Here is a 22,066-nt window from a genome sequence, read left to right on the forward strand (position 1 = left end):
GCCGCACGGGCCTCAGCGCAGTCGGGCGACGCGCCAGACGGCCAGCGCCACGAGCGTCACGCACACGCCTGCGTAGAGGGCGGCGACCCGCCAGTCCGCGCGCCCGCCGGAACCCCGTGCGGGCAGCCCCGGCCAGGTGTAGCCGACGCGGCGGGCGGCCATCATTCCCCAGCCCGCGGCGCATCCGCTGATCAGCAGCCCGAGCATGGCCACGACCGCTCCGCCGTCGCCGATCTCGAAGGCCAGCGGGAAGGCGAACATCAGCGAGCCGACGGCGGCGAGCGACACGATCGGGGCGAGCTGCCAGATCCGCAGCCGGCGCTGCGGGCGCAGCTCCACCTCGACCTCGGCCTCCGGCTCCGGAAGTCCGGGGACGTCGGGGCTGTCGGGGAGCTCCGCGGAGGGGATGTCCCGGGGCGTCAGGGGCTGTGCTCCGGGCCCGTCAGGACTCAACCGCTCCGGATCTCCCTGTGCTGTGTCACGAGGGCCGGCCTCCATCGCCACGCGCCCTCCCCACTCGGACTCCAACAGTCGATCGAAGCTCGATGATGGCACGCGCGCGGACGCCGGAATGACGGGCGGAGCGTCCCGATGCCATCACGTGATCAGGCTGTGACCGCCCGTTCGAGCAACGCCAGCGCCCGGTGCGGGAGTTCCGCACGGTCCTCGGCGGCACCGCTCAGCCAGTGGACGCGGGGATCACGGCGGAACCAGGAGTCCTGGCGGCGGGCGAAGCGCTTGGTGGCGCGCACCGTCTCGGCGCGCGCCTCCTCGTCGGTGCAGTCACCGGCGAGTGCGGCCAGTACCTGCTGGTATCCCAGGGCCCTGGACGCCGTGAGGCCCTCGCGCAGCCCCTGGGCCTCCAGTGCGCGCACCTCCGCCACCAGCCCCGCGTCCCACATGCGGTCCACGCGCGCGGAGATGCGCGCGTCGAGCTCCGGGCGGGCCACGTCGACCCCGATCTGCACGGTGTCGTAGACCGACTCGTGGCCCGGCAGCTGTGCGGTGAAGGGGCGCCCGGTGATCTCGATCACTTCGAGGGCCCGGACGATGCGCCGTCCGTTGCTGGGGAGGATCGCGCGGCCCGCGGCGGGGTCGGCTGCGGCGAGCCTGACGTGGAGGGCACCGGGGCCCTGCTCGGTCAGCTCGGCCTCCAGGCGGGCGCGCACCACGGGGTCCGTACCGGGGAACTCCATCGCGTCGATGGCTCCCTTGACGTAGAGGCCGGAGCCGCCCACGAGGACGGGGGTGCGGCCCTCGGCGAGCAGCCGGTCGATCTCCTTGCGGGCGAGCCGCTGGTACTCGGCGACGTTGGCCGTGACGGTGACGTCCCAGATGTCGAGGAGGTGGTGGGGGACGCCGCCGCGCTCCTCGGGCGTCAGCTTGGCGGTGCCGATGTCCATCCCCCGGTAGAGCTGCATGGAGTCGGCGTTGACGACCTCGCCGTCGAAATGCTGGGCGAGGGCGACGCCCAGATCGGATTTTCCGGCCGCGGTGGGACCGACGACGGCGATGACCCGCGGTGCGGGAGCTGCAGTTCTCACCGCCCCAGTCTCGCAAACCCCCGCACCTCTCCCCGAACGAGCGACGTGACGACGCGCGTGCGGGGTCGTTGCCTGTTGCGAGGTTCCGCACGCCGGTTCACGGACCGGCCTCTCCGGGCGGCGCAATGGGACGCACCGGACGACGCGGCATTTCGCCCACACGAGTACGCTATGGAGTAGATATGGGCGTTTTTTCTATGTTTCGTCGGAAGTCCAAGGATGCCGTCGACGTGTCACCCGAGGAGGAGCAGACCACCGCTCCGCAGGCGCAGGCCACCGAGGAGGCCGTGACGGCCAAGGAGTCGGAGAAGGAGTCGGAGATCACGGAGAGTGGCTCCGAACCGTTGGTGGAGGTCGCGGCCGCGGCTGCTGCGGACACCCCGGAGGCCCCCGCCGCAAAGCCTTCCGAGGAGGCCGAGGAGGCCGCCGCGGAGGCTCTGGAGATCCCCAAGCAGCAGTCGGCCGAGGCGGCAGCGGACAATCAGGTCGGCGAAACTGCCCGCAAATAGCGAGTTCTGGCCCCTCCGGTCAGAACCGGACACTCCCTTGAGGGAAGGTGACCCATGGGCTTCCTGGACAACTTGAAGGCCAAGCTGGCCCCGGCGAAGGAAAAGGCCGCGGACCTCGCGCAGCAGCACGGGGGCAAAATCGAGCAGGGCCTCGACAAGGCCGCTCAGGCTGTCGACTCCAAGACCAAGGGCAAGTACAGCAATCAGATCCACTCGGGAACGGGCAAGGCAAAGGACGCCCTGGACCGTCTCTCCACCAAGGACAACGGCGGCACTCCGCCTCCTCCGCCGCCGGCCCCCTGAGGCCTGTCGGCACGAGTGACGAGCAACGGGAACGGCCGCGGAACCCAAAGGGTTCCGCGGCCGTTCCCGTATCGGGCCCGTCCCTGCCGGGCGCGCCCGCTAGGACCACGCCGCGACGAAGTACCCCACGCCGTACGGCGCGTCCTCGTACAGCAGCTGACCGCCCAGGCCCGCTCCGTCCGCGGCGCCCGCGAGCACCTGCCAGGGGGCTCGTCCTGATGCCTTGAGGGCGTGCGCGAGATCGCCGTCCGTCGCGAGCAGGGCGGCGGTGTCGGCACTGCCCAAGGCCCGGGCCGCTTCGGCGTCGAAGCCCTCGGCACGCTCGTCGAGGTAGCCGGGGGCCTTCAGGGTGCGGCAGGCGCTGCCGTCGCCCATCACCAGGAGTGCCACCCGGCCCGCCAGGCCCGCGATCCGCCGGCCCTCCTCGGCGCAGCGCGCGGTGGACAGTTCCTCACCGACACCGAGCCCCTCGACGGGTACGTGCGCCCAGTCCGTACGGTCGAGCAGCCAGGCCGCCACCGAGAGGGACGGCGGCAGCCCGCTGCCGCCGCCGGCTCCTTCGGCGGCGGTTCCGAGGGAGACCTCCAGGTCTACGCCGAAGCCCGCGAAACTGCCCTTCGTCCCCCGCGGGTGGGGGCCCTGGGATCCCGGGCCCGCGGGCCCGATGACGACCAGCAGATCGGGCCGGGAGGCGGCCAGTACGCCCAGCGCGTCCGCACAGGCGTCCCGCGCGGCGTCGAGTTCGGCCGCCGCGCCGGCGGCGACCTGGGGAACGAGCAGCGGCGGGCAGGGGCATACGGCGGCGGCTACGAGCATGCCCGGCAGCCTAGCGCGGGTACAGGAACAACCAGCTCAGGGCCGGTCCGGCGCCCCGGGCAAGAGGCGGGGACCCACGCCCGGACGGGAGGCGGGGACCCACGCCCCGGGCGGCCCGTCAGGGCTGGCACCCGGGTGGGAGCCGCCCCCCACGTGGGGACGTGCGCCCGCGACCGTCCCCCGGTCAGTTGATGCTGCAACCGCCCGTGGCGGCCGGCAGCGGCTCCGGCACGCCGATCTTCGGCAGACCGAGCATGACGCCGGGGCCCTTCTGCGGCTGCGCGTTGCGCTTCTCCCAGGCGTCGCCGGCCCGAGTGCGGCGCACGGCCCCGCTCTCGCCCTCGGCGAGCAGGTGGTGCGGTGCCGCGTAGGTGATCGTGACCGTCACCACGTCACCGGGACGCACGTCCTCGGCGGGCTTGGTGAAGTGCACAAGACGGTTGTCGGGGGCACGGCCGGAGAGGCGGAGGGTGGCGCCGTCCTTGCGGCCCTCGCCCTCGGCGACCATGACCTCCAGGGTGCGGCCGACCTGCTTCTTGTTCTCCTCCCAGGAGATCTCCTCCTGCAGGGCGACCAGACGCATGTAGCGCTCCTGGACGACCTCCTTGGGGATCTGGTTCTCCATCGTGGCGGCGGGCGTGCCGGGCCGGATCGAGTACTGGAAGGTGAAGGCGTTGGTGAAGCGGGCTTGGCGGACCGTGTGCATCGTCTGCTCGAAGTCCTCCTCGGTTTCGCCGGGGAAGCCCACGATGATGTCGGTGGAGATGGCGGCGTCCGGCATCGCGGCACGCACCCTGTCGATGATCCCGAGGAAACGCTCCTGCCGGTACGAGCGGCGCATCGCCTTGAGGATCGTGTCCGAGCCGGACTGCAGCGGCATGTGCAGCTGCGGCATCACGTTCGGCGTCTCGGCCATGGCCGCGATCACGTCGTCCGTGAAGTCGCGGGGGTGCGGCGAGGTGAAGCGGACCCGCTCCAGGCCTTCGATCCTGCCGCAGGCGCGCAGCAGCTTGCTGAAGGCCTCACGGTCGCCGATGTCGGACCCGTAGGCGTTGACGTTCTGGCCGAGCAGGGTGATCTCGGAGACGCCCTCGGCGACCAGGGCCTCGATCTCGGCGAGGATGTCGCCGGTCCTGCGGTCCTTCTCCTTGCCGCGCAGCGCGGGCACGATGCAGAAGGTGCAGGTGTTGTTGCAGCCGACCGAGATGGAGACCCAGGCGGCGTAGGCGCTCTCGCGGCGCGTGGGCAGCGTCGAGGGGAACGCCTCCAGCGACTCGGCGATCTCGACCTGCGCCTCTTCCTGGATGCGGGCGCGCTCCAGCAGCACCGGCAGCTTGCCGATGTTGTGGGTGCCGAAGACCACGTCGACCCAGGGGGCGCGCGTGGTGATGGTGTCGCGGTCCTTCTGGGCCAGGCAGCCGCCGACGGCGATCTGCATGCCGGGCCGCTTGGTCTTCATCGGCGCGAGCCGTCCGAGGTTGCCGTACAGCTTGTTGTCGGCGTTCTCACGGACCGCGCAGGTGTTGAAGACCACGACGTCGGCGTCACCGTCGGACCCTTCGGGCGCGCGGACGTATCCCGCGCCCTCCAGGAGGCCCGACAGGCGCTCGGAGTCGTGGACGTTCATCTGGCACCCGTAAGTGCGCACCTCGTATGTCTTCTCGCTCATCTCGCCCACCAGGGTACGGGGCGCGCCGTGTGCGGGGCGCCGTGCGGTCCTCCCTCTGGCCCGGGGGGCCGGTGAGCTGGCAGGATCGCGTCATGTTCCCCGTCCTCCGCCGTATCGGTCGCCGTCGTGCCCTGCAGGGTGTGGTGGCCGCGCTCGCCGTCTGCGGGCTGCTGCTGTGGTGGCTGCTGCCGTCCGGCGCCCCCTCGCCCAAGGGGGAGGTCACCTTCAGCACGGGAGTGCGGACCGGGGTCTACCAGCGGTACGGGGTGCTGCTGGAGGAAACGCTGCGCCGGGACCTGCCGGGAGTGGACATCACGCTCCTCACCAGTCAGGGGTCGCAGGAGAACCTGGCCCGGGTGGCGGCGGGGACGGCGGACTTCACGATCGCGACCGCAGACGCGGTGGCGACGTACCAGCGGGACCGGCTGAAGGGCGCGGACCGGCTGCGGGGCTGTGCACGGCTCTACGACGACTACGTGCAGCTGGTGGTGCCCAGGGATTCGAAGGTCCGCTCCGTCGCGGACCTGAGGGGTCTGCGGGTGGCGGTCGGGCAGGACGGGTCGGGGGTGCGGCTGATCTCGAACCGGCTGCTGGCCGCTGCCGGGCTCGACCCCGAAAGGGACGTGGAACCGGTCTCGATAGGGATCGACACCATGCCGGGGCGGTTGGAGGCAGGCACCGTCGACGCCTTCTTCTGGTCGGGCGGCCTGCCCACCAGCGCGGTGCGGGACCTGTCCGAGCGGATGGACGTACGGCTGGTTCCGCTCGGCCCCGACCTGGTGGAGGCACTGCAGAAGCCGGGCGACATCACCGGCTACTACCGCTCCGCCGTGATGCCGGCCGACGCCTACGCCAAGGTGAGCAACCAGGAGGCCGTACCGACGATCGCGGTGGCCAATCTGCTGGTCACCACGGACCGTACGGACCCGGAACTCACCAGGCGCTTCACCGAGACGGTGATCGCCAGCCGGGACCGGATCGGACGCCAGGTGCACGCGGCGCAGCTGGTGGACCTGCGCACCGCGATCTACACGGACCCGCTCGCGCTGCACGAGGGGGCGGCGCTCTACTACCAGTCGGTGAAGCCGTAACGGGGAACATGGGCTCCGGCGGTCAACGGGAAGGCCGGCGCGCGGCGGGGAGCCCCGGCGGTCAACGGGAAGACCAGCGGGGAGCGGGCAGCCTCGGGCCTGCAGCCCGAAGCCGGCTCATCGCCCGGTGCGCGGGACCGTGACCGTCACGCGCAGCCCGTGGGGTGCGTTGGCCGCGTAGCCGATGGTGCCGCGGCCGGCCAGGAGCAGTGCGCGGGAGATGGACAGCCCGAGTCCGGAGCCTTTGATGTTCTGGTGGCGGTTGCTGCGCCAGAACCGGTCGCCGACGCGGACCAGTTCGTCCTCGGTGAGACCGGGGCCTCCGTCGGCGACGACCACCGTGCACAGGTCGCCGTCCGAAGCGACCTGGACCGTGACCGTCTCGTCGGCGGGGGTGAACTTGAGGGCGTTGTCGATCACCGCGTCGAGCGCGCTGGAGAGCGCGATGGGGTCGGCCCAGGCAGTGACCGCCTTGGGGCCTTCGCGCAGCAGGCGTACGCCCTTGTCGTCGGCGAGCGGGGACCAGGCAGCGACCCGTTCGGTGGCCAGTTCGCCGAGGTCGATCAGCCGCAGGTCCGCCGGTGCGTGTTCGGCCTGGGCGAGGTCGAGGAGGTCGTCGAGGACCCGGGCGAGGCGCTTTCCCTCGGTGCGGACGGAGGCGATCTCCTCGTTTCCCTCGGGCAGTTCCAGGGCGAGCAGCTCGATGCGCAGGAGCAGGGCGGACAGCGGGTTGCGCAGCTGGTGCGAGGCATCGGCGACGAAGGCGCGCTGCTGCTCCAGGACGTCCTCGACGTTGTCCGCCATCTCGTTGAACGACTTGGCAAGACGACGCAGTTCGGGGGGCCCGCCGGAGGGTGCCACCCGGGAGTTCATCCGGCCGGTCGCTATGTCGTGGGTGGCGGCGTCCAGCACCCGGACCGGCCTGAGCACCCACCCGGTCAGCCGGAAGGCCGCGCCGATCGCCAGGAACAGGGCGGCGAACTCCCCCGCCGCGATCAGCAGCCAGTCGTGCAGGATGCGCGAACGCAGGTGTCCGGTGGGCGAGTCGGTGACGACGACCGCGACCACGTCCCCGTCCCGTACCACCGGCGAGGCCACCACCAGCGTGTGCTCCCGCCAGGGCCAGACCTGCGGCGGGTCGTGACTGCGGCGCCCGGCGAGGGCCTCCTGGAACGCCTCCCTGCCCAGGTCGCCCGCGGCCCGCACGGTCCAGTCCCCGGGAGCCGCCGCCATGACGCCGCCGTCCCGGTAGAAGACGCCGGCCCGGATCCCGTACACCGAGTGGTAGCGGCCGAGTTCGGCCTCCAGGGTGTCGCGGCGTTCGTCGCGCGCGAGGGAACGCTCGGTGACGAACTGGGCGAGCGAGGCGAAGCGGGCCGTGTCGTCGATCCGGTCGATCACCACCTGCTGCTGCTGGGCGGCGGCCACGCGCACGGCGAGCGGGAAGCCGAAGGCGATCAGCATGCCCGCGAGCAGGATGATGAGGAGCGGAAGAAGACGGGTGCGCACGGGGTGTTACGTGGCCCGGGGGGCGCCGGGTACGCCCGTGGCGTTCGGGGCGACCAGCCGGTAGCCGACTCCGCGCACGGTCTCGATCAGGGCGGGCATCCTCAGCTTCGAGCGCAGCGACGCCACATGGACCTCCAGCGTGCGCCCGGTCCCTTCCCAGCTGGTGCGCCACACCTCGCTGATGATCTGCTCCCGCCGGAAGACGACGCCGGGCCGCTGGGCGAGAAGCGCGAGCAGGTCGAACTCCTTGCGGGTCAGCTGGACGTCCGTGCCGCCGACGCTGACGCGGCGGGTGGGCAGTTCGAGGTGCACGGGGCCGAGCTGGAGCGTGGTGTCGCCGGAGGCGGGCGGTGTCTCCCCGGTCGCGGTGCGCCGGCTCACCGCGTGGATACGGGCGAGGAGCTCGCCGGTGTCGTACGGCTTGGTGACGTAGTCGTCGGCTCCGAGGTTGAGGCCGTGGATGCGGGAGCGGACGTCGGCGCGCGCGGTCACCATGATCACCGGGGTGCTGGTGCGTTTGCGGATCTTGCCGCAGACCTCGTACCCGTCCTGGTCGGGCAGCCCCAGGTCGAGCAGGACGACCCCGAAGGGCTCCTGTCCTTCGGGGGCCCGGTCGTCGGGCAGGAAGGCCTGGAGGGCCTCTTCGCCGTTGCGGGCGTGCACGACCTGGAAGCCGTGCCGGGTGAGGACGGCGGACAGGGCGGCGGCGACGTGGTTGTCGTCCTCGACGAGCAGCAGTCTCATGGCACCTCCTCCGGTCCGCGCTGTTGATGTGTGCGGGTTCTTCACCCGGGTCGGGTTCTTACCCTCATGGCATCCACGCCGATCCGGGCAGCCCCCGTCAAGGCCCTTCTCATCACGGGGTTGTTCCGTTATGGAGCCGGTATCCCCATCCGGCGTCCCCTTCACGCAGAGTGTCCGGTTGAGGCCGGATCGTTATGCTCAATTTCCGCTCAGATGTAATGACGCTGGTCGCACTGGGTGACTAGGGTCCTCCCAACCGAGGAGGACGGAGCAAAAGCCGATGAGCGGAGTTTCAGTGACCAAGGGCGCCGAGGACGCGGTACCCGCGTCGACGGACCTGGTGGTCCTGAGCAACGTCAACAAGCACTTCGGCGCGCTGCATGTGCTCCAGGACATCGACCTGACCATCGCCCGTGGCGAGGTCGTCGTCGTCATCGGACCCTCCGGGTCCGGGAAGTCCACGCTGTGCCGCACGATCAACCGCCTGGAGACGATCGACTCGGGCGCCATCCGCATCGACGGGAAGCCGTTGCCCCAGGAGGGCAAGGAGCTGGCGCGACTGCGCTCCGATGTGGGCATGGTGTTCCAGTCGTTCAACCTCTTCGCCCACAAGACGATCCTGGAGAACGTCACGCTGGGCCAGATCAAGGTCCGCGGAACCGACAAGAAGGCCGCGGAGCAGAAGGCCCGTACCCTGCTGGACCGGGTGGGCGTGGGCGCACAGGCGGACAAGTACCCGGCACAGCTCTCGGGCGGTCAGCAGCAACGCGTCGCCATCGCACGGGCGTTGGCCATGGAACCGAAGGTCATGCTCTTCGACGAGCCCACATCGGCGCTCGACCCGGAGATGATCAACGAGGTCCTGGAGGTCATGCAGCAGCTGGCCCGCGACGGAATGACCATGGTGGTCGTCACTCACGAAATGGGCTTCGCGCGCTCGGCGGCGAACCGGGTCGTCTTCATGGCGGACGGGAAGATCGTCGAAGAGGCCACGCCGGACCAGTTCTTCAGTAACCCTCGTAGCGACCGGGCCAAGGACTTCCTGTCGAAGATCCTGCACCACTGACGGTCCTCGGCGCCCGCGCCGATTCACCGTTCGCCGGCACGGCCGGCCAACGACCTACCGACGTAAGGGATGTTCACCGTGATTCTCCGTAAGACAGCCGTTGCCGCGGCCATCGCCGCTCTCGCACTGACCGCGACCGCCTGTGGCGGCAAGGAGGGCTCGGCCGGCGACGCCGCGAAGGCCCCGGGCGGCAAGGAGGCGCCCAAGGCGCCGACCTACGCCGTCGCCAAGGACGCGAAGGTCGACGGTTCGCCGACCTTCAAGGCCGCCAAGACCCGCGGCAAGCTGATCATCGGTGCCAAGGCCGACCAGCCGTACCTCGGCTACGAGGACCAGTCGACCAAGAAGCGCTCCGGCTTCGACATCGAGATCGCCACGATGATCGCCGCCGACCTCGGCTTCTCCGCGGACCAGATCGAGTGGAAGACGGTCAACTCCGACCTCCGCGAGACGACCATCGCGCAGGGCCAGGTCGACTACTACGTCGGTACGTACTCGATCAACGAGAAGCGCAAGAAGCAGGTCGGCTTCGCGGGTCCGTACTACAAGGCCGGCGCCGACCTCCTGGTCCGCAAGGACGAGTCCGCCATCACCGGCAAGGACACCGTCAAGGGCAAGAAGGTCTGCTCCATCAAGGGCTCGACCCCGCTCCAGGAGATCAAGAAGCCGGAGTACGGCGCCGAGGTCGTGGAGCTCGGCAAGTACTCGGACTGCGTCCAGCAGCTCCTGACCAAGCAGATCGACGCGGTCACCACCGACGACTCGATCCTCAAGGGCTACGCCGCGCAGAACCCGACCAACCTCAAGGTCGTCGGCAAGCCGTTCACCACGGAGCTCTACGGCATCGGCGTGAACAAGGACGACAAGGCGCTGCGCACCGCGATCAACGACGCGCTCACCAAGCACGTCAAGGACGGCACGTACAAGAAGATCTACGACTCGACGCTCGGCCTCTCGGGCTCCTCGTACACCGAGCCGCCGGCCATCGAGAACTACTGACCGGAACCGCCGGCCGGAATCACTGGCCGGCGCTCCGGCCCGTCCCTGACGGCCGCCGGCTGACGCGCCCCGTACCCCTGTTGGGCCTGTACGGGGCGCAGTTCCTCCTGCCCGTCCACCCCAAGCCGCTGCCCTCCGACGCGGAGACCTCATGAACGTACTGACCGACCATCTGCCGTTGTTCCGCGAGGGCTTCATAGGCACCGTGTTCATCACCGCGGTCAGCGGCTTGATCGCCATGGTCCTGGGCCTGATCATCGCGGGCTTCCGGGTCTCGCCGGTGCCCCCGCTGCGCTTCTTCGGAACCGCGTGGGTCACCATCCTGCGCAACACCCCGCTCACCCTGCTGTTCCTGGTCACCACCTTCGTGGTGCCGGAGATCTTCTTCCCCGGGATGAGCCCCTTCCTGCTGGGTGCGCTGGCGCTCGGCTTCTACACCTCCTCCTTCGTCTGCGAGGCGATCCGCTCCGGCATCAACACGGTGCCCGTCGGCCAGGCGGAAGCGGCCCGTTCCCTGGGCATGACCTTCGGCCAGACGCTGCGCATGATCGTCCTGCCGCAGGCCACCCGGACCGTGCTGCCACCGCTGAGCAGCATCTTCATCGCACTGACCAAGAACTCGGCGATCGCGGGCGCGTTCAGCGTCGTCGAACTCTTCGGTGTGCAGAAGACCTTGAGCGAGGACGGCTACGCGATCCTGCCGATCTTCATCTTCGTCGCCCTCGGGTACCTGATCGTCACCTTTGCCATCAGCGCCCTCTTCCGACTCTTTGAGCGCCGTATGGAGGTCGCACGATGAGTGCCAGCGTTCTCTACGACGCCCCCGGCCCCAAGGCCAAGGTCCGCAACCGGATCTACACCGTGGTCGGTTCGGCCGCCATCCTGGCGCTGCTCGTCGCCGCGGTCCTGCGCCTGGAGGCCAAGGGACACCTGGCCCCGGAGATGTGGGACATCTTCAACTACGCGGGCATCCGGCAGAACATCGCCGAGAGCCTGCTCGCCACCCTCGAGGCCTTCGGCCTCGCCGCGGTCGGCTCCCTGGTGCTCGGTGTGCTGCTGGCCGTCGCCCGGCTCTCCGACCACAAGCCGATCAGCTGGCTGGCCACCGGGTTCATCGAGGTCTTCCGCTCGATCCCGCTGCTGATCACCATCTACGCGGTGTGGGCCGGCTTCCTGGCCGACGCGTCGCTGTGGGCACTGGCCATCGGCCTGTCCATCTACAACGGCTGCGTACAGGCCGAGGTGCTGCGCGCCGGCATCAACTCGGTGCCGCGCGGTCAGAGCGAAGCCGCGTACGCGCTCGGCATGAGCAAGACGCAGGTCATGGTCAGCGTGCTGATCCCGCAGGCGGTCCGCGCCATGCTCCCGACGATCATCAGCCAGCTGGTGGTGACCCTCAAGGACACCTCGCTCGGCTTCATGATCCTGTACCCGGAGCTGCTGAACACCGCCCGCCTGATCGCGAGCAACACCATGGTCAACGGCATGTACCCGTACGTCTCGACGATCGTCGTGATCGGTCTGCTGTACATCGTCCTGTGTCTGCTCCTGTCCGCGCTCGCCACCTGGATCGAGAAGCGCGGGCGCCGGGCGAAGACCGGTATCCGGACCGCCAAGGCGGACGAACCCATTCCGGGTAACGAAGTCCAGTAGCCGGCCCGCCGGAGCACACCAAAGCGCTTCAGCACGCGCCAAACTGACGATTAATGAGGCAGCGGCCCCGCGCCGCTGCCTCCGTCACTTGACGCAAGCACCCGCAGTGGGTTGCATACGTTCTGTGATCGAGCACCTTGTGTCCACTGCCGCCTGTGCGGCTTTCCGCTTGTCCGTACGGGGCGGGGGTCGCGCGCCGTGGACCCGGTGATCGTGGTCGGCGCCGGACCGGTCGGGCTCGCGCTCGCCCTGTCCCTCGCCGCCCAGCACGTGCCCTCCGTCGTCCTGGACGAGGGCGACGGCGCGCAGGAGCCGCGTACGGCAAGGACCGTGGTGCTGCGGGCGGACACCGCGGCCCTGGTCGAGCGGCTGGGCTGCACCACCCTCCGGGACGACGGGATGCGCTGGTCCGGGTGGCGGTCGATGCGACGCAAGCAGGTCGTCACCGAACTCACGCTCGGTGACGACAGTGGGTTCCCGGCGCCCCTGCACCTCCCCCAGCACTCCCTCACGCGCGGACTGTACGCCGCCGCCACCGCCCACCCGCTGGTCGAGCTCGCGACGCACGCGCGCGTGGACACCATCGAGCACGACGCCAAGGGCGTCACCGTGCACACCCGCGAGCCGGGTTACCTCTACTGGCGGGGCAGCTATCTGGTCGGCTGCGACGGCGCCCGTTCCACCGTCCGCAAGCTCCTCGGGATCCGCTTCGCCGGACGCACCGCCGTCGAACGGCACGCCGTCGCCGCCCTGCGCACCGAACTCCCCTGGCCGGACACCGCGCTGATGCACCGCCAGCCCCCTTGGCGCGGCGGCGGCCCCGAGGTGACGGCCCGCCCCCTCCCCGACGGCGCGTGGCGGCTGGACTGGTTGCTGCCGCCGCGCGGTGACCTGGTCACGCCCGACGCCCTGGTCACCCGGATCAGGGACACCCTGGCCGGATGGTGCGGGGCGACACCGGCGTACGAACTGCTCGACACGGGTGTCTACACGCTGCACCACCGGCTCGCCCAACGCTGGCGCGAGGGCCGCTCCTTCCTCGCCGGGGACGCGGCGCACCTGCTCGGCGCGCTCGGCACCCAGGGGGTCGACGAGGGGCTGCGGGACGTGGAGAACCTGGCGTGGAAGCTGGCGCACGCCCTGCATCACGACGCCTCCGAGGTCCTGCTCGACAGTTACCAGACGGAGCGGCGCACGGCGGTCGCCGCACGGCTGCGCGCCGCCGACCAGGTGCTGCCGATACTGCGGGGCGGCGGCGGGTTGCGCGCGGTGCTGCCGGGTGCGGCGCGCGGGCACGACAGTCTGCTCATCGACGGGCACCTGGGCGGCGGTGCGCTCGGTGCGCTCCCCCAGTACCGGCACTCCCCGCTGGCGGCCGGCCCGGCCGCCGACCAGGAGGCGGAGGCCGAGGTCGCCACCGCGCCCGGTGCGCCCGTCGAGGACGTACGGGTGACCGCGCCGGACGGCACCACGGCGGCGCTGCGGGACCGGCTGGGGCAGGGGCACCTGCTGGTGGTGCTGGTCGCGCCGGGCACCGGGGTGTGGGACCGGCGGCACTGGATGACCGCGGGGGTGATGCCCCGTCTTGCGGCGGCGGTCACCGCCCTGCCCGTCCCGGCAGAGCTGCTCGTCACCGAGGGCTATCCCGGGGCGACGGCCCACACCGTCCTGCTCGTACGACCGGACGGGCACTTGGTGGCGGCCTTCGACGGGGTGCGTCCGGCGGAGCTGTACGCGGCGGCGGACGCGGCGCGCGGCGGCGCGCCCGAGGCGGCGGACGCGCCGAGCGACACCTCGGGCGCCCTGGTGCGCACCGACCGGACCGCGGACATCAATTGACCGTCGCAGGCACACATGGTGTACTCCGGAACGTGAGCGACACCCGTGTGTGCCTGTGGCGGAGGGTCCATATGGACCTGGTCCGCTACGCGGGCTGCGTCTGTCACCCGTCCTGCTGATTCGCCCCCTTCCCTCACGCGCGATGTGCCGCCTCCCGCTCCTCCTTCGGAGCCGGTGAGGCGCCCGTGCGTGCCCGCGAACCTCTCAGGACGGCCTTCCCGTGTCACTTCCCGTGTCTTTTCCCGTACCCGTACGGGCCTCCGCCCCTGCCCGCGCAACGGCGCCCACCCCTGCGCAGCTCCTCGACTTCGTCACCCGCACCGCGGCCGACGCGGCACTCGTGGCCTCTCTCCCGCTCGATCCGGAAGGGCGTACCTGGGTACGGCTCGAAGGCCCCGGCGGGAGCGAGGCCTGGCTGATCGGCTGGCCGCCGGGGACCGGGACAGGGTGGCACGACCACGGCGGTTCGCACGGCGCGTTCGCCGCGGCGGCGGGCGGGCTGACCGAGCAGTCGCTCGCCGCCCGGCTGCCCACCGAGGGGTGGAAGACCCTGGAGCTGGCCGACGGGGTCGACAGGGAGCGGCGGTTGACGGCCGGCCGGGGGCGGGCCTTCGGCGAGCACCATGTGCACCAGGTACGCAACGAGTCGGACAAGGACCATGCGATCTCGGTGCACGCCTACTATCCGCCGCTGCCGCTGATGCGGCGGTACAGCCGTACGGGCACGGTACTGCGCCTGGAGCAGGTGGAACGACCGGAGGAGTGGCAGTGAGGGACGAACCGGTGGGAATCGACGAGCTGTTGGAGCGGGTACGGGCGCGGCTCGACCGGGTCGGGCCGCAGGAGGCGTACGAGGCGGCCGCGGCGGGGGCGCTCCTGGTGGACATCCGGTACGCGGCCCTGCGCGAGCGGGACGGACTGATCCCGGGAGCCCTGGTGGTGGAGCGCAACGAACTGGAGTGGCGCCTGGATCCGCTGGGCAGTCACGGCGCCCCCGAGGCCACCGGTCACGATCTGCGCGTCATCGTGATCTGCAACGAGGGCTACGCGTCGAGCCTCGCGGCGGCCTCCTTGCGGCAGCTGGGCCTGCACCGCGCCACGGACCTGGCCGGCGGCTTCCAGTCCTGGAAATCCACCGGCCTCCCCATCACCCACCCCTGACCGCTGCCCCCGGCCCCCTTGGGCGGCGGGGGCAGCCCCCGCACCCTCTCCCCCAGTCCCCTTGGGCGGCGGGGGTCCCGCGCCCTCTTCCTCCCCCGCCCCCCCATGGGCGGCGGGGCCCCCGGGTGCGGAACGGGCGGGCAAGGGGGCGGCCCCCGGCGGAGCCGCACCCTCCGGCCCCACCCACGCTCCGCACCCCACCCCCTCAGAACGCCCCGGAGTCCAACCCCTCCGCGTCCTCCCCCTCCTCCTCCAACGCCCGCCTGACCACCCGTAGGGCAACCCCCTCCGGATAGCCCTTACGAGCCAGCATCCCCGCCAGCCGCCGCACCCTCTTGTCCCGCTCCAGCCCCCGGGTGGATCTCAGCTTGCGGGCCACCAGCTCCCGGGCCGTCTCCTCCTCCTGCTCCGAGTCCAGCTGACCCACGGCCTCGTCGATCAGCCCGGCGTCGACACCCTTGGTGCGCAGCTCCTGGACCAGCGCCCGCCGCGCCAGTCCCTTGCTGTGATGGCGCGACTCGACCCAGGCGTCCGCGAACGCCGCGTCGTTGATCAGCCCGACCTCCTCGAAGCGCGACAGCACCTGCTCGGAGATCTCCTCGGGGATCTCCCGCTTGCGCAGGGCATCGGCGAGCTGCTTGCGCGTGCGCGGAGTACCGGTGAGCAGGCGCAGACAGATCGACCGCGCCCGCTCCTCCGGATCCTGCGGGGGCTCCTGAGCGCCTCCGCCTCCGCTCTTGCGTCCCCTCCCGGACCTGCGGGCCCCGGGCTCCGCTCCGGCGCCCCCCGTTTCCCGGGAGGACCAGGGGAGCCGGGGCGGCCCCCCGGCCGCCCCCGCTCCACCGTCGTGCTCGGCGAACGCGGACCCACCTTGCCCGGCAGGTCCGCCCCGCCCCGCGGGTCCGTCGTGCCCGGCGTGCTCACCGTGCACGTCCCCCGTCCCGCCGTACGCGTCGTCCGTGCTGCCCGGCCAGCCCGATCTCCGGGTCATGGACTAGCCCTTGGCTGCCGCGGTCTTGGCCGTCTTGGCCTTGGCCGCCGGAGCCGGTACGGACTTTGCGTCCGCTGCCGACGCGGCGCCGGCAGCGTCCGCGCCGGGCTCACCCTCGGGGGCATCCTTCTTGGGCTTCACACCGACGCCCAGCTTCTCCTTGATCTTCTTCTCGATCTCGTCGGCGAGATCGGGGTTGTCCTTCAGGAAGTTCCGGGCGTTCTCCTTGCCCTGGCCGAGCTGGTCGCCCTCGTACGTGTACCAAGCACCGGCCTTGCGGACGAAGCCGTGCTCGACGCCCATGTCGATCAGACCGCCCTCGCGGCTGATTCCCTGGCCGTAGAGGATGTCGAACTCGGCCTGCTTGAAGGGCGGCGCGACCTTGTTCTTGACGACCTTGACGCGGGTGCGGTTGCCGACCGCGTCCGTGCCGTCCTTGAGGGTCTCGATGCGGCGGATGTCGAGCCGCACCGAGGCGTAGAACTTGAGCGCGCGGCCACCGGTCGTGGTCTCCGGCGAGCCGAACATCACACCGATCTTCTCGCGGAGCTGGTTGATGAAGATCGCGGTGGTGCCGGACTGGTGCAGCGCACCAGTGATCTTGCGGAGCGCCTGGCTCATCAGCCGGGCCTGCAGACCGACGTGCGAGTCGCCCATCTCGCCCTCGATCTCCGCACGCGGCACGAGCGCCGCCACGGAGTCGATGACGATGAGGTCGATGGCACCGGAGCGGACCAGCATGTCCACGATTTCCAGCGCCTGCTCACCGGTGTCCGGCTGGGAGAGGATCAGGTTGTCCGTGTCGACGCCGAGGGCCTTGGCGTACTCGGGGTCGAGCGCGTGCTCGGCGTCCACGAAGGCGACGGTGCCGCCGGCCTTCTGCGCGTTGGCCACGGCGTGCAGTGTCAGTGTCGTCTTACCGGAGGACTCCGGCCCGTACACCTCCACCACACGGCCGCGCGGCAGTCCGCCGACACCGAGCGCGATGTCCAGGGCGGTCGAGCCCGTGGAGATGACCTCGATGGGGTCGTTCGGCCGGTCGCCGAGGCGCATCACGGCGCCCTTGCCGAATTGTCGTTCAATCTGTGCGAGAGCGGCGTCCAGCGCCTTCTCGCGGTCGGTGCCTGCTGCCATGGGTTCCACCCGATTTGCTTGAGTCGATCGCTTCACGTCAATGACGCTAACGCCTGCCACTGACAATCGGCCTCGGCGTCCCCCTGACCTGTGGATAACCCCGTACGAACCCTTGGGATCACAAGCCAGGACTCCCCATAAGAATGGATGTTCGATTTTACTGTCAAGCGCACCACGCCCGCCGGGCGCCGTCCCCTCCGGCCCGGGCTCAGTCGCCGTCCCCCGCCGGAGGGGACGGCGGCTGCCTGTCGCGGTTGCGGTGCAGGGCGGCCCGCGCTCTGGCCAGGGCCGGGGCCCGCCTGCTGCGGTGGCCGTGCACCCGGGGGTCGTCCGTCACGGCGTACCGCTTCACGTACGCCCCGAGGAAGGCCTGCAGGGTGGCCACCGCGGGGATCGCGATGAGCGCGCCCACCGCCCCCATCAGTGCCGTTCCCGCGACGACCGAGCCGAAGGCGACGGCCGGGTGGATGTCGACGGTCTTGGCGGTCAGCTTGGGCTGCAGGAGGTAGTTCTCGAACTGCTGGTAGACCACCACGAAGCCGAGCACCCACAGTGCGTACCAGGGGTTGACCGTGAAGGCGATCAGCATCGGCAGCGCGCCCGCGAGGTAGGTGCCGATGGTCGGGATGAACTGCGAGATCAGGCCGACCCACACGGCGAGCGCGGGGGCGTACGGCACGTCGAGGATCACCAGCAGGATGTAGTGCGCGACGCCCGAGATCAGGGCCATCAGGCCGCGGGAGTAGAGATACCCGCCGGTCTTGTCGACGGCGATCTCCCAGGCGCGCAGCACCTCCGTCTGCCGGGACGGCGGCAGTACGGAGCACAGCGCCCGCCGCAGCCTCGGCCCGTCGGCGGCGAAGTAGAACGAGAACAGGAAGATCGTCAGCAGTTTGAACAGGCCGCCCAGGACCGTCGTGGAGACGTCCAGCACCCCGCTCGCACTGTTCTGCACGTACTTCTGGAGCCAGTCGGAGCGCAGCAGGCTGTCCTGCACCTCGACCCTGGACAGCTCGGTGTGGAAAGTGAGGTTGATCCAGCGGATCACCGAGTCCAGGTACTTGGGGAACTCGTCGACCATCTCCAGGATCTGGCCGGCCAGCATCGAGCCCAGCAGCACGACGAAGCCGATGCCCGTGATCATCACGCCGAAGAAGACCAGGAACGTGGCCAGGCCCCGGCGCATGCCGCGGGCCGCCATCCGGCCGACCGCGGGCTCCACGGCGAGGGCGAGGAAGAACGCGATCAGGATGTTCAGGAGCAGCGTGATGAGCTGGTGGAACGCCCAGTCGCCGAGCTGGAAGCAGGCGTAGAGGGCCAGGGCGAGCACCATCGCGCGCGGCAGCCACCGGGGCATTCCGGCCGGACCGGCGGGGTCCGGTCCCACGGGCGGCGCTCCGGGGGGCGCGGCGCCGGGCCGGCCGGTGCCCGGGGCTGCCGGGCCATGGGCTGCGGGGTCCTGGGGTTCTGCCTGGTCCTGGGCGGTCTCATCAGTCGGGGCCACGGGGCCAAGTGTCACTCATGAGGACAACGGGGTCGTACCCGTGCCGTGGTGACGAGGCCGCGGCGCCGGGCGTGCGGTCCCGCTGGGTCCGCTTGTGGTGACGGTGCGTCAGCGCCGGTCCTGCGGAACGTCCATCGCGCGGCACACGGCGTGCCAGACGGACTTCGCGTCCCACCCCGCGTCCAGCGCCTCGTGCACCGTACGGCCGCCGAGTTCGGACATCACGTGGTCGCGCGCGAAGGAATCGGCGTACGTCTCGCCGAAGTGCGCCGCCATCCGCTCCCAGAAAATCGTCAACCGCATGACCTCAGTATCGCGCCCTCAAGAGTGCACAGCGGTCCGCACCCCTTGCCTCGGACGCATTGCGCCCTACCGTCGGCACATGGCTGGAAATGGAGCATCCCCTCTCGCCCGTGCCGAGCACTTCGTGTGGCTGACCGCCCGGGTTCTGGAGCAGCGGCGGTTCGCGTACCACTTCCTCGGCGGTGGGGCGGATCCCGTCGAGACGGCCCTCAACGCCTACCGGGGTGCGGACGGCGGCTTCGCTCACGCGCTGGAGCCCGATCTGCGGGGTCCGGTGAGCCAGCCGCTGCACACGGCGCACGCGCTGCGGGTACTGGAGGAGATCGGCCGCTGCGGCGGCACGCGCGTGGAGCGGGTGTGCCGCTATCTGACGGAGGTGTCGTCCAAGGACGGCGCGCTGCCCGCCGTGCATCCCTCGCAGCGGGGGTATCCGGCGGCGCCGTTCGTGCCCGTGGTGGACGACCCGCCGAGCGAGCTGCTGGCGACGGGCCCGGTGGTGGGCCTGCTGCACCGCAACGAGGTGTGGCACGCCTGGCTGTTCCGGGCGACCGACTTCTGCTGGGCCGCCGTGGAGGCACTGGAGTCCTCCCACCCGTACGAGGTCCAGGCCGCCGTCGCCTTCCTGGACGGCGTTCCTGACCGGGCGCGGGCCCGGGCGGCTGCGGACCGGCTGGGGCGGCTGGTGCGCGCCCAGCGGCTGGTGGTGCTGGATCCGGAGCGGCGCGACCAGGTCCCGGTCGCACCCGGGTACGCGCCGGGTGAGCACCACTTCGCCCACCACTACGCGCGCGTGCCCGGGTCGCTGGCCCGTGACTGGTTCACCGACGAGGAGATGGAGCGCTCGCTGGACTTCCTGGCGGCCGAGCAGCAGGAGGACGGCGGCTGGCCGGTCAGGTGGCGGGTGTGGGCACCGGGGACCGAACTGGAGGCGCGGCCGCTGGTCACGATCGACGCCCTGCTGACGCTGCGCGCGTACGGCAGGCTGCCCGGCTGAGGCACGCGCGCGTGGGGGTGCCGGAAGTCGTACGCGCGTGGGGCGGGCGCGCGCGCCCCACGCGCGCGTGGCTGAGCGGCCGGTGGTCCGGTGGTGGTCAGCCGCCCAGTGCGCGTACCCCCGCCGTGACGGCCACCGCCGCCCCGACGACGATCAGGAAGGGCGCCCGCAGGACCAGTGCGACGGCGGCCGCCACGAGTCCCGCACCCCGGGCGTCCAGCACCAGCTGCTGTCCCGTGGCGAAGGTCTGCTGTGCGGTGAGTGCCGCGAGCAGGGCGACCGGCAGCAGCGCCGAGAGCTTCTGGACGAGCGGGCGCTCCAGGGTGCTCGCGGGCACCAGCAGTCCGAGGAGTTTGGCGAGGTAGCAGCCGACGGCTGTCAGGGCGATGGCGATCCAGACGCTCAACGGACGTCTCCCCGGGTGTCGTGGGCCGCGGTCCTGGTGCCGTCCGCGGGCGGCCCCGCTGCCGTCCTCCCGGCCGAGGAACCGCCACGTCCCTGGAGGAAGAGCACCAGGGGCGCGGCCAGGGCTGCCACCAGGACGGGCACTCCGCCGGGCAGTACGGGCAGCAGTCCGAGCCCCAGCAGGACCGCGATCGCGGCGACCGCGCGCTCCGCGGCCGTACGCAGCATGGGGGCGAGCAGCGCGAGGAAGACGGCGGGGCCCGCCGCGTCCAGCCCCCAGGCGTCCGTGTCCCCGACTGCTTCGGCGCCCAGCCCGCCGATCAGGGTGGTGAGGTTCCACAGGACGAAGAGCGTGAGGGCGGTGACGGTGAACCCGATGCGGGCACTGCGCCGGGTGGGCTGGGCGAGCGCGACGGCGGTGGTCTCGTCGATGACCGCCTGCGCGGCGAGCGGCCGGACGAGGCGGGGCAGGGCGAGCAGTTGCGAGAGCCGCAGCCCGTAGAAGGTGTTGCGTACGCCCAGGAAGAAGGCTCCGGCGGCCGCGGTGAGCGGGTTGCCGCCGGCGGCGAGCGCTCCGACGAGGGCGAACTGCGAGCCTCCGGTGAACACCAGGAGGCTGAGCGCGCAGGTTTGCAGGAGGGTGAGCCCGGCGCCCGCCGAGGTCACCCCGAAGGCGAAGCCGGAGAGGCCGACGGCGACGCCCACACCGAGCGCGTCCCGTACCACGGCGGAGTCGGCCTTCGGCTCGGCCGGGGCCTCCTCGGGTCCTGCCGTACGTGTACCGGTCCCGGCCGCGCTCTCTCCGGGCGCTGTCCTGCGCATGCCGGTCCCGGCCGCGCCCTCTGGGGGCTGGGTCGTCCGTATGCCGGAATGTTCTGCTGGTGCTGTCTGATCTGCCACGCCCCGGACGCTACGAGGGCCGGCCGCCCCCGGTCTTGTACGTTCTTGCGCGCTCGCGGCGGTACGCGCCGGGCGGCACCCCGACGATCCTGGTGAAGTGCCGGTTGAGGTGCGGCTGGTCGGTGAAGCCCACGGCGAGGGCGGCGTCGGCGGGCGGTGTGCCCGCGTCCAGGAGGACCCGCGCCCGGTTCACGCGCGCGCCGGTGAGCCAGGTGTGCGGAGGCATCCCGTACGCGGCCTTGAAGGCGCGCAGCAGCGCGAAGGGGCTGGTGCCCACCTCGTGCGCGAGGGCTTCCAGGGAGGGCGGGGCGGCCATCCGGTCCCGCAGGATGTCCTGGGCGAGCGCCGCGGTACGGGACGCCGCGGCGGCCGGGCTGCGGGCGGGCAGTTCACTGCCGTACCGGCGCAGCAAGCGGGCGATCACGATGCGGAACATGCTGTCGGCGGCGAGCGCGTTGCTCTCCTCTGCGGCCCGGTGCACCTCGGTGACGAGACGCGCGGTGTCGGGGTCGTCGACGAAGGTCTCGGCGAATCCCGGGGTGCCGCGCAGGGTGGTGACCTCGGCCGCCACCTCGGCCACGAGGTCCCGCGAGGGGTACAGGGTGGCGTACGACCAGCCTTCCGGGGTTCCGGCCCTGGCGGAGTGCGGCACCTCGGGGTTGATCATGACGACGCTGCCGGGCACCGCGCTGATCGTGCCTTCCGGCAGGTGCACGTCCTCGATGCCGCCACGGACCGCGCCGAGCACGAACCCTTCGTGGCTGTGCCGCGGGAAGGCGTGCCGGACGTAGCGGGCCCGCAGCAGGTCGAGTCCCGGCACGCCCGGGCACTGCCAGTGTCTGGCCCACTCCCCGTGCCGCCGGGTGGCCGTCGCGCCCTTCTCCATCCGGCCATTGTGCGCTCCCGGACCCGCGCCCCGACCTGGGCGTCCA

General features: G+C 71.3%; 25 protein-coding genes. 12 read left to right on the plus strand and 13 right to left on the minus strand.

The features are described from left to right. Window positions 1-12: 12 nt before the first annotated feature. Both ACFWVV_RS01165 and miaA read right to left on the minus strand, forming a co-directional pair. Window positions 13-498, minus strand: a complete 486-nt coding sequence (locus tag ACFWVV_RS01165; RefSeq protein ID WP_384344116.1) for a hypothetical protein — start codon at window positions 496-498, stop codon at window positions 13-15. A 107-nt stretch (window positions 499-605) separates the two neighbouring features. Then, window positions 606-1,544 carry a tRNA (adenosine(37)-N6)-dimethylallyltransferase MiaA gene (gene miaA, locus ACFWVV_RS01170; RefSeq protein WP_384343643.1) on the minus strand — a complete coding sequence of 313 codons (939 nt, stop codon included), beginning with the start codon at window positions 1,542-1,544 and terminating at the stop codon, window positions 606-608. Between the two features lie 182 nt (window positions 1,545-1,726). Between miaA and ACFWVV_RS01175 the strand changes: the two genes are divergently transcribed. Further along, entirely contained in the window at window positions 1,727-2,053 is a 327-nt protein-coding gene (locus tag ACFWVV_RS01175; RefSeq protein ID WP_384343640.1) for a hypothetical protein, read from the plus strand. Between the two features lie 54 nt (window positions 2,054-2,107). After that, window positions 2,108-2,356, plus strand: coding sequence for an antitoxin (locus ACFWVV_RS01180; RefSeq protein ID WP_384343637.1), 249 nt, complete (start codon window positions 2,108-2,110; stop codon window positions 2,354-2,356). A 99-nt stretch (window positions 2,357-2,455) separates the two neighbouring features. On the opposite strand, the gene ACFWVV_RS01185 is transcribed toward ACFWVV_RS01180, so the two are convergent. Together ACFWVV_RS01185 and miaB are read right to left on the minus strand one after the other, a co-directional pair. Next, complete coding sequence (locus ACFWVV_RS01185) at window positions 2,456-3,172, minus strand: class III extradiol dioxygenase subunit B-like domain-containing protein (protein WP_384357867.1); 717 nt, start codon at window positions 3,170-3,172, stop codon at window positions 2,456-2,458. A 184-nt stretch (window positions 3,173-3,356) separates the two neighbouring features. Then, the gene (gene miaB, locus ACFWVV_RS01190) at window positions 3,357-4,841 is read right to left on the minus strand and encodes a tRNA (N6-isopentenyl adenosine(37)-C2)-methylthiotransferase MiaB (protein ID WP_384357865.1); all 1,485 of its coding nucleotides are present in this window, start codon (window positions 4,839-4,841) and stop codon (window positions 3,357-3,359) included. 92 nt (window positions 4,842-4,933) lie between these two features. Here miaB and ACFWVV_RS01195 point away from each other — a divergent pair, with 92 nt between their 5' ends. Then, window positions 4,934-5,932: a TAXI family TRAP transporter solute-binding subunit gene (locus ACFWVV_RS01195; RefSeq protein WP_384357863.1), complete on the plus strand. Its 999-nt coding sequence runs from the start codon at window positions 4,934-4,936 to the stop codon at window positions 5,930-5,932. 117 nt (window positions 5,933-6,049) lie between these two features. Here the strand turns inward: ACFWVV_RS01195 and ACFWVV_RS01200 are convergent, their stop codons facing one another. Then, a complete protein-coding gene (locus ACFWVV_RS01200; protein ID WP_384357861.1) occupies window positions 6,050-7,441 on the minus strand; it encodes a sensor histidine kinase in 1,392 nt (463 codons plus the stop codon). Window positions 7,442-7,447: 6 nt separating this feature from the next. Continuing rightward, window positions 7,448-8,185, minus strand: coding sequence for a response regulator transcription factor (locus tag ACFWVV_RS01205; RefSeq protein ID WP_384357859.1), 738 nt, complete (start codon window positions 8,183-8,185; stop codon window positions 7,448-7,450). Between the two features lie 280 nt (window positions 8,186-8,465). On the opposite strand from ACFWVV_RS01205, the gene ACFWVV_RS01210 reads away from it, so the two are divergent. From ACFWVV_RS01210 to ACFWVV_RS01245, 8 genes are all read left to right on the plus strand, one after another. Then, window positions 8,466-9,251 (plus strand): amino acid ABC transporter ATP-binding protein, encoded by a 786-nt coding sequence (locus tag ACFWVV_RS01210; protein ID WP_384357857.1) that lies wholly within the window; start codon window positions 8,466-8,468, stop codon window positions 9,249-9,251. Window positions 9,252-9,329: 78 nt separating this feature from the next. Then, window positions 9,330-10,250, plus strand: a complete 921-nt coding sequence (locus ACFWVV_RS01215) for a glutamate ABC transporter substrate-binding protein (protein WP_384357855.1) — start codon at window positions 9,330-9,332, stop codon at window positions 10,248-10,250. A 151-nt stretch (window positions 10,251-10,401) separates the two neighbouring features. Continuing rightward, a complete protein-coding gene (locus ACFWVV_RS01220) occupies window positions 10,402-11,049 on the plus strand; it encodes an amino acid ABC transporter permease (RefSeq protein WP_384357853.1) in 648 nt (215 codons plus the stop codon). Beyond that, window positions 11,046-11,903, plus strand: coding sequence for an amino acid ABC transporter permease (locus tag ACFWVV_RS01225; RefSeq protein WP_384357851.1), 858 nt, complete (start codon window positions 11,046-11,048; stop codon window positions 11,901-11,903). Before ACFWVV_RS01220 ends, ACFWVV_RS01225 begins: the two co-directional genes overlap by 4 nt. A 198-nt stretch (window positions 11,904-12,101) precedes the next feature. After that, window positions 12,102-13,742 carry an FAD-dependent monooxygenase gene (locus tag ACFWVV_RS01230; RefSeq protein ID WP_384357849.1) on the plus strand — a complete coding sequence of 547 codons (1,641 nt, stop codon included), beginning with the start codon at window positions 12,102-12,104 and terminating at the stop codon, window positions 13,740-13,742. 47 nt (window positions 13,743-13,789) lie between these two features. Beyond that, window positions 13,790-13,861, plus strand: a complete 72-nt coding sequence (locus tag ACFWVV_RS01235) for a putative leader peptide (RefSeq protein ID WP_384422583.1) — start codon at window positions 13,790-13,792, stop codon at window positions 13,859-13,861. 113 nt (window positions 13,862-13,974) lie between these two features. Then, the gene (locus ACFWVV_RS01240; protein ID WP_384357847.1) at window positions 13,975-14,514 is read left to right on the plus strand and encodes a cysteine dioxygenase; all 540 of its coding nucleotides are present in this window, start codon (window positions 13,975-13,977) and stop codon (window positions 14,512-14,514) included. Next, complete coding sequence (locus ACFWVV_RS01245; protein ID WP_384357845.1) at window positions 14,511-14,903, plus strand: rhodanese-like domain-containing protein; 393 nt, start codon at window positions 14,511-14,513, stop codon at window positions 14,901-14,903. The genes ACFWVV_RS01240 and ACFWVV_RS01245 overlap by 4 nt, the downstream gene beginning before the upstream one ends. Before the next feature lie 205 nt (window positions 14,904-15,108). On the opposite strand, the gene recX is transcribed toward ACFWVV_RS01245, so the two are convergent. The 4 genes from recX to ACFWVV_RS01265 form a co-directional block, all read right to left on the minus strand. Continuing rightward, window positions 15,109-15,894 carry a recombination regulator RecX gene (gene recX, locus ACFWVV_RS01250; protein WP_384357843.1) on the minus strand — a complete coding sequence of 262 codons (786 nt, stop codon included), beginning with the start codon at window positions 15,892-15,894 and terminating at the stop codon, window positions 15,109-15,111. Window positions 15,895-15,897: 3 nt separating this feature from the next. After that, complete coding sequence (gene recA, locus ACFWVV_RS01255; protein ID WP_384357841.1) at window positions 15,898-17,028, minus strand: recombinase RecA; 1,131 nt, start codon at window positions 17,026-17,028, stop codon at window positions 15,898-15,900. A gap of 208 nt (window positions 17,029-17,236) precedes the next feature. Beyond that, window positions 17,237-18,532, minus strand: coding sequence for an AI-2E family transporter (locus ACFWVV_RS01260; RefSeq protein ID WP_384357839.1), 1,296 nt, complete (start codon window positions 18,530-18,532; stop codon window positions 17,237-17,239). A 108-nt stretch (window positions 18,533-18,640) separates the two neighbouring features. Continuing rightward, on the minus strand, window positions 18,641-18,835 hold the full coding sequence (locus ACFWVV_RS01265; protein WP_384357837.1) for a DUF3046 domain-containing protein: 195 nt from the start codon (window positions 18,833-18,835) through the stop codon (window positions 18,641-18,643). 79 nt (window positions 18,836-18,914) lie between these two features. Between ACFWVV_RS01265 and ACFWVV_RS01270 the strand changes: the two genes are divergently transcribed. Next, window positions 18,915-19,829, plus strand: a complete 915-nt coding sequence (locus ACFWVV_RS01270) for a hypothetical protein (protein WP_384357835.1) — start codon at window positions 18,915-18,917, stop codon at window positions 19,827-19,829. A 97-nt stretch (window positions 19,830-19,926) separates the two neighbouring features. Here ACFWVV_RS01270 and ACFWVV_RS01275 read toward each other — a convergent pair whose 3' ends face one another. The 3 genes from ACFWVV_RS01275 to ACFWVV_RS01285 are packed head-to-tail and all read right to left on the minus strand — an operon-like array spanning window position 19,927 to window position 22,020. Beyond that, window positions 19,927-20,235 (minus strand): AzlD domain-containing protein, encoded by a 309-nt coding sequence (locus ACFWVV_RS01275; RefSeq protein ID WP_384357833.1) that lies wholly within the window; start codon window positions 20,233-20,235, stop codon window positions 19,927-19,929. Continuing rightward, window positions 20,232-21,134: an AzlC family ABC transporter permease gene (locus tag ACFWVV_RS01280; RefSeq protein WP_384357831.1), complete on the minus strand. Its 903-nt coding sequence runs from the start codon at window positions 21,132-21,134 to the stop codon at window positions 20,232-20,234. The genes ACFWVV_RS01275 and ACFWVV_RS01280 overlap by 4 nt, the downstream gene beginning before the upstream one ends. A 10-nt stretch (window positions 21,135-21,144) precedes the next feature. Continuing rightward, the gene (locus ACFWVV_RS01285) at window positions 21,145-22,020 is read right to left on the minus strand and encodes an AraC family ligand binding domain-containing protein (RefSeq protein WP_384357829.1); all 876 of its coding nucleotides are present in this window, start codon (window positions 22,018-22,020) and stop codon (window positions 21,145-21,147) included. Window positions 22,021-22,066: the final 46 nt, after the last annotated feature.

It is taken from the genome of Streptomyces sp. NPDC058663, from assembly GCF_042716745.1.
Lineage (GTDB): Bacteria > Actinomycetota > Actinomycetes > Streptomycetales > Streptomycetaceae > Streptomyces.

What these genes read in the sequence shown, in the direction of transcription:
- ACFWVV_RS01165 (WP_384344116.1), bottom strand. Translation starts at nt 498, where the DNA reads ATGGAGGCCGGCCCTCGTGACACAGCACAGGGAGATCCGGAGCGGTTG.
- ACFWVV_RS01175 (WP_384343640.1), top strand. Translation starts at nt 1,727, where the DNA reads ATGGGCGTTTTTTCTATGTTTCGTCGGAAGTCCAAGGATGCCGTCGAC.
- ACFWVV_RS01180 (WP_384343637.1), top strand. Translation starts at nt 2,108, where the DNA reads ATGGGCTTCCTGGACAACTTGAAGGCCAAGCTGGCCCCGGCGAAGGAA.
- ACFWVV_RS01185 (WP_384357867.1), bottom strand. Translation starts at nt 3,172, where the DNA reads ATGCTCGTAGCCGCCGCCGTATGCCCCTGCCCGCCGCTGCTCGTTCCC.
- miaB (WP_384357865.1), bottom strand. Translation starts at nt 4,841, where the DNA reads ATGAGCGAGAAGACATACGAGGTGCGCACTTACGGGTGCCAGATGAAC.
- ACFWVV_RS01195 (WP_384357863.1), top strand. Translation starts at nt 4,934, where the DNA reads ATGTTCCCCGTCCTCCGCCGTATCGGTCGCCGTCGTGCCCTGCAGGGT.
- ACFWVV_RS01205 (WP_384357859.1), bottom strand. Translation starts at nt 8,185, where the DNA reads ATGAGACTGCTGCTCGTCGAGGACGACAACCACGTCGCCGCCGCCCTG.
- ACFWVV_RS01210 (WP_384357857.1), top strand. Translation starts at nt 8,466, where the DNA reads ATGAGCGGAGTTTCAGTGACCAAGGGCGCCGAGGACGCGGTACCCGCG.
- ACFWVV_RS01220 (WP_384357853.1), top strand. Translation starts at nt 10,402, where the DNA reads ATGAACGTACTGACCGACCATCTGCCGTTGTTCCGCGAGGGCTTCATA.
- ACFWVV_RS01225 (WP_384357851.1), top strand. Translation starts at nt 11,046, where the DNA reads ATGAGTGCCAGCGTTCTCTACGACGCCCCCGGCCCCAAGGCCAAGGTC.
- recX (WP_384357843.1), bottom strand. Translation starts at nt 15,894, where the DNA reads ATGACCCGGAGATCGGGCTGGCCGGGCAGCACGGACGACGCGTACGGC.
- recA (WP_384357841.1), bottom strand. Translation starts at nt 17,028, where the DNA reads ATGGCAGCAGGCACCGACCGCGAGAAGGCGCTGGACGCCGCTCTCGCA.
- ACFWVV_RS01265 (WP_384357837.1), bottom strand. Translation starts at nt 18,835, where the DNA reads ATGCGGTTGACGATTTTCTGGGAGCGGATGGCGGCGCACTTCGGCGAG.
- ACFWVV_RS01270 (WP_384357835.1), top strand. Translation starts at nt 18,915, where the DNA reads ATGGCTGGAAATGGAGCATCCCCTCTCGCCCGTGCCGAGCACTTCGTG.
- ACFWVV_RS01285 (WP_384357829.1), bottom strand. Translation starts at nt 22,020, where the DNA reads ATGGAGAAGGGCGCGACGGCCACCCGGCGGCACGGGGAGTGGGCCAGA.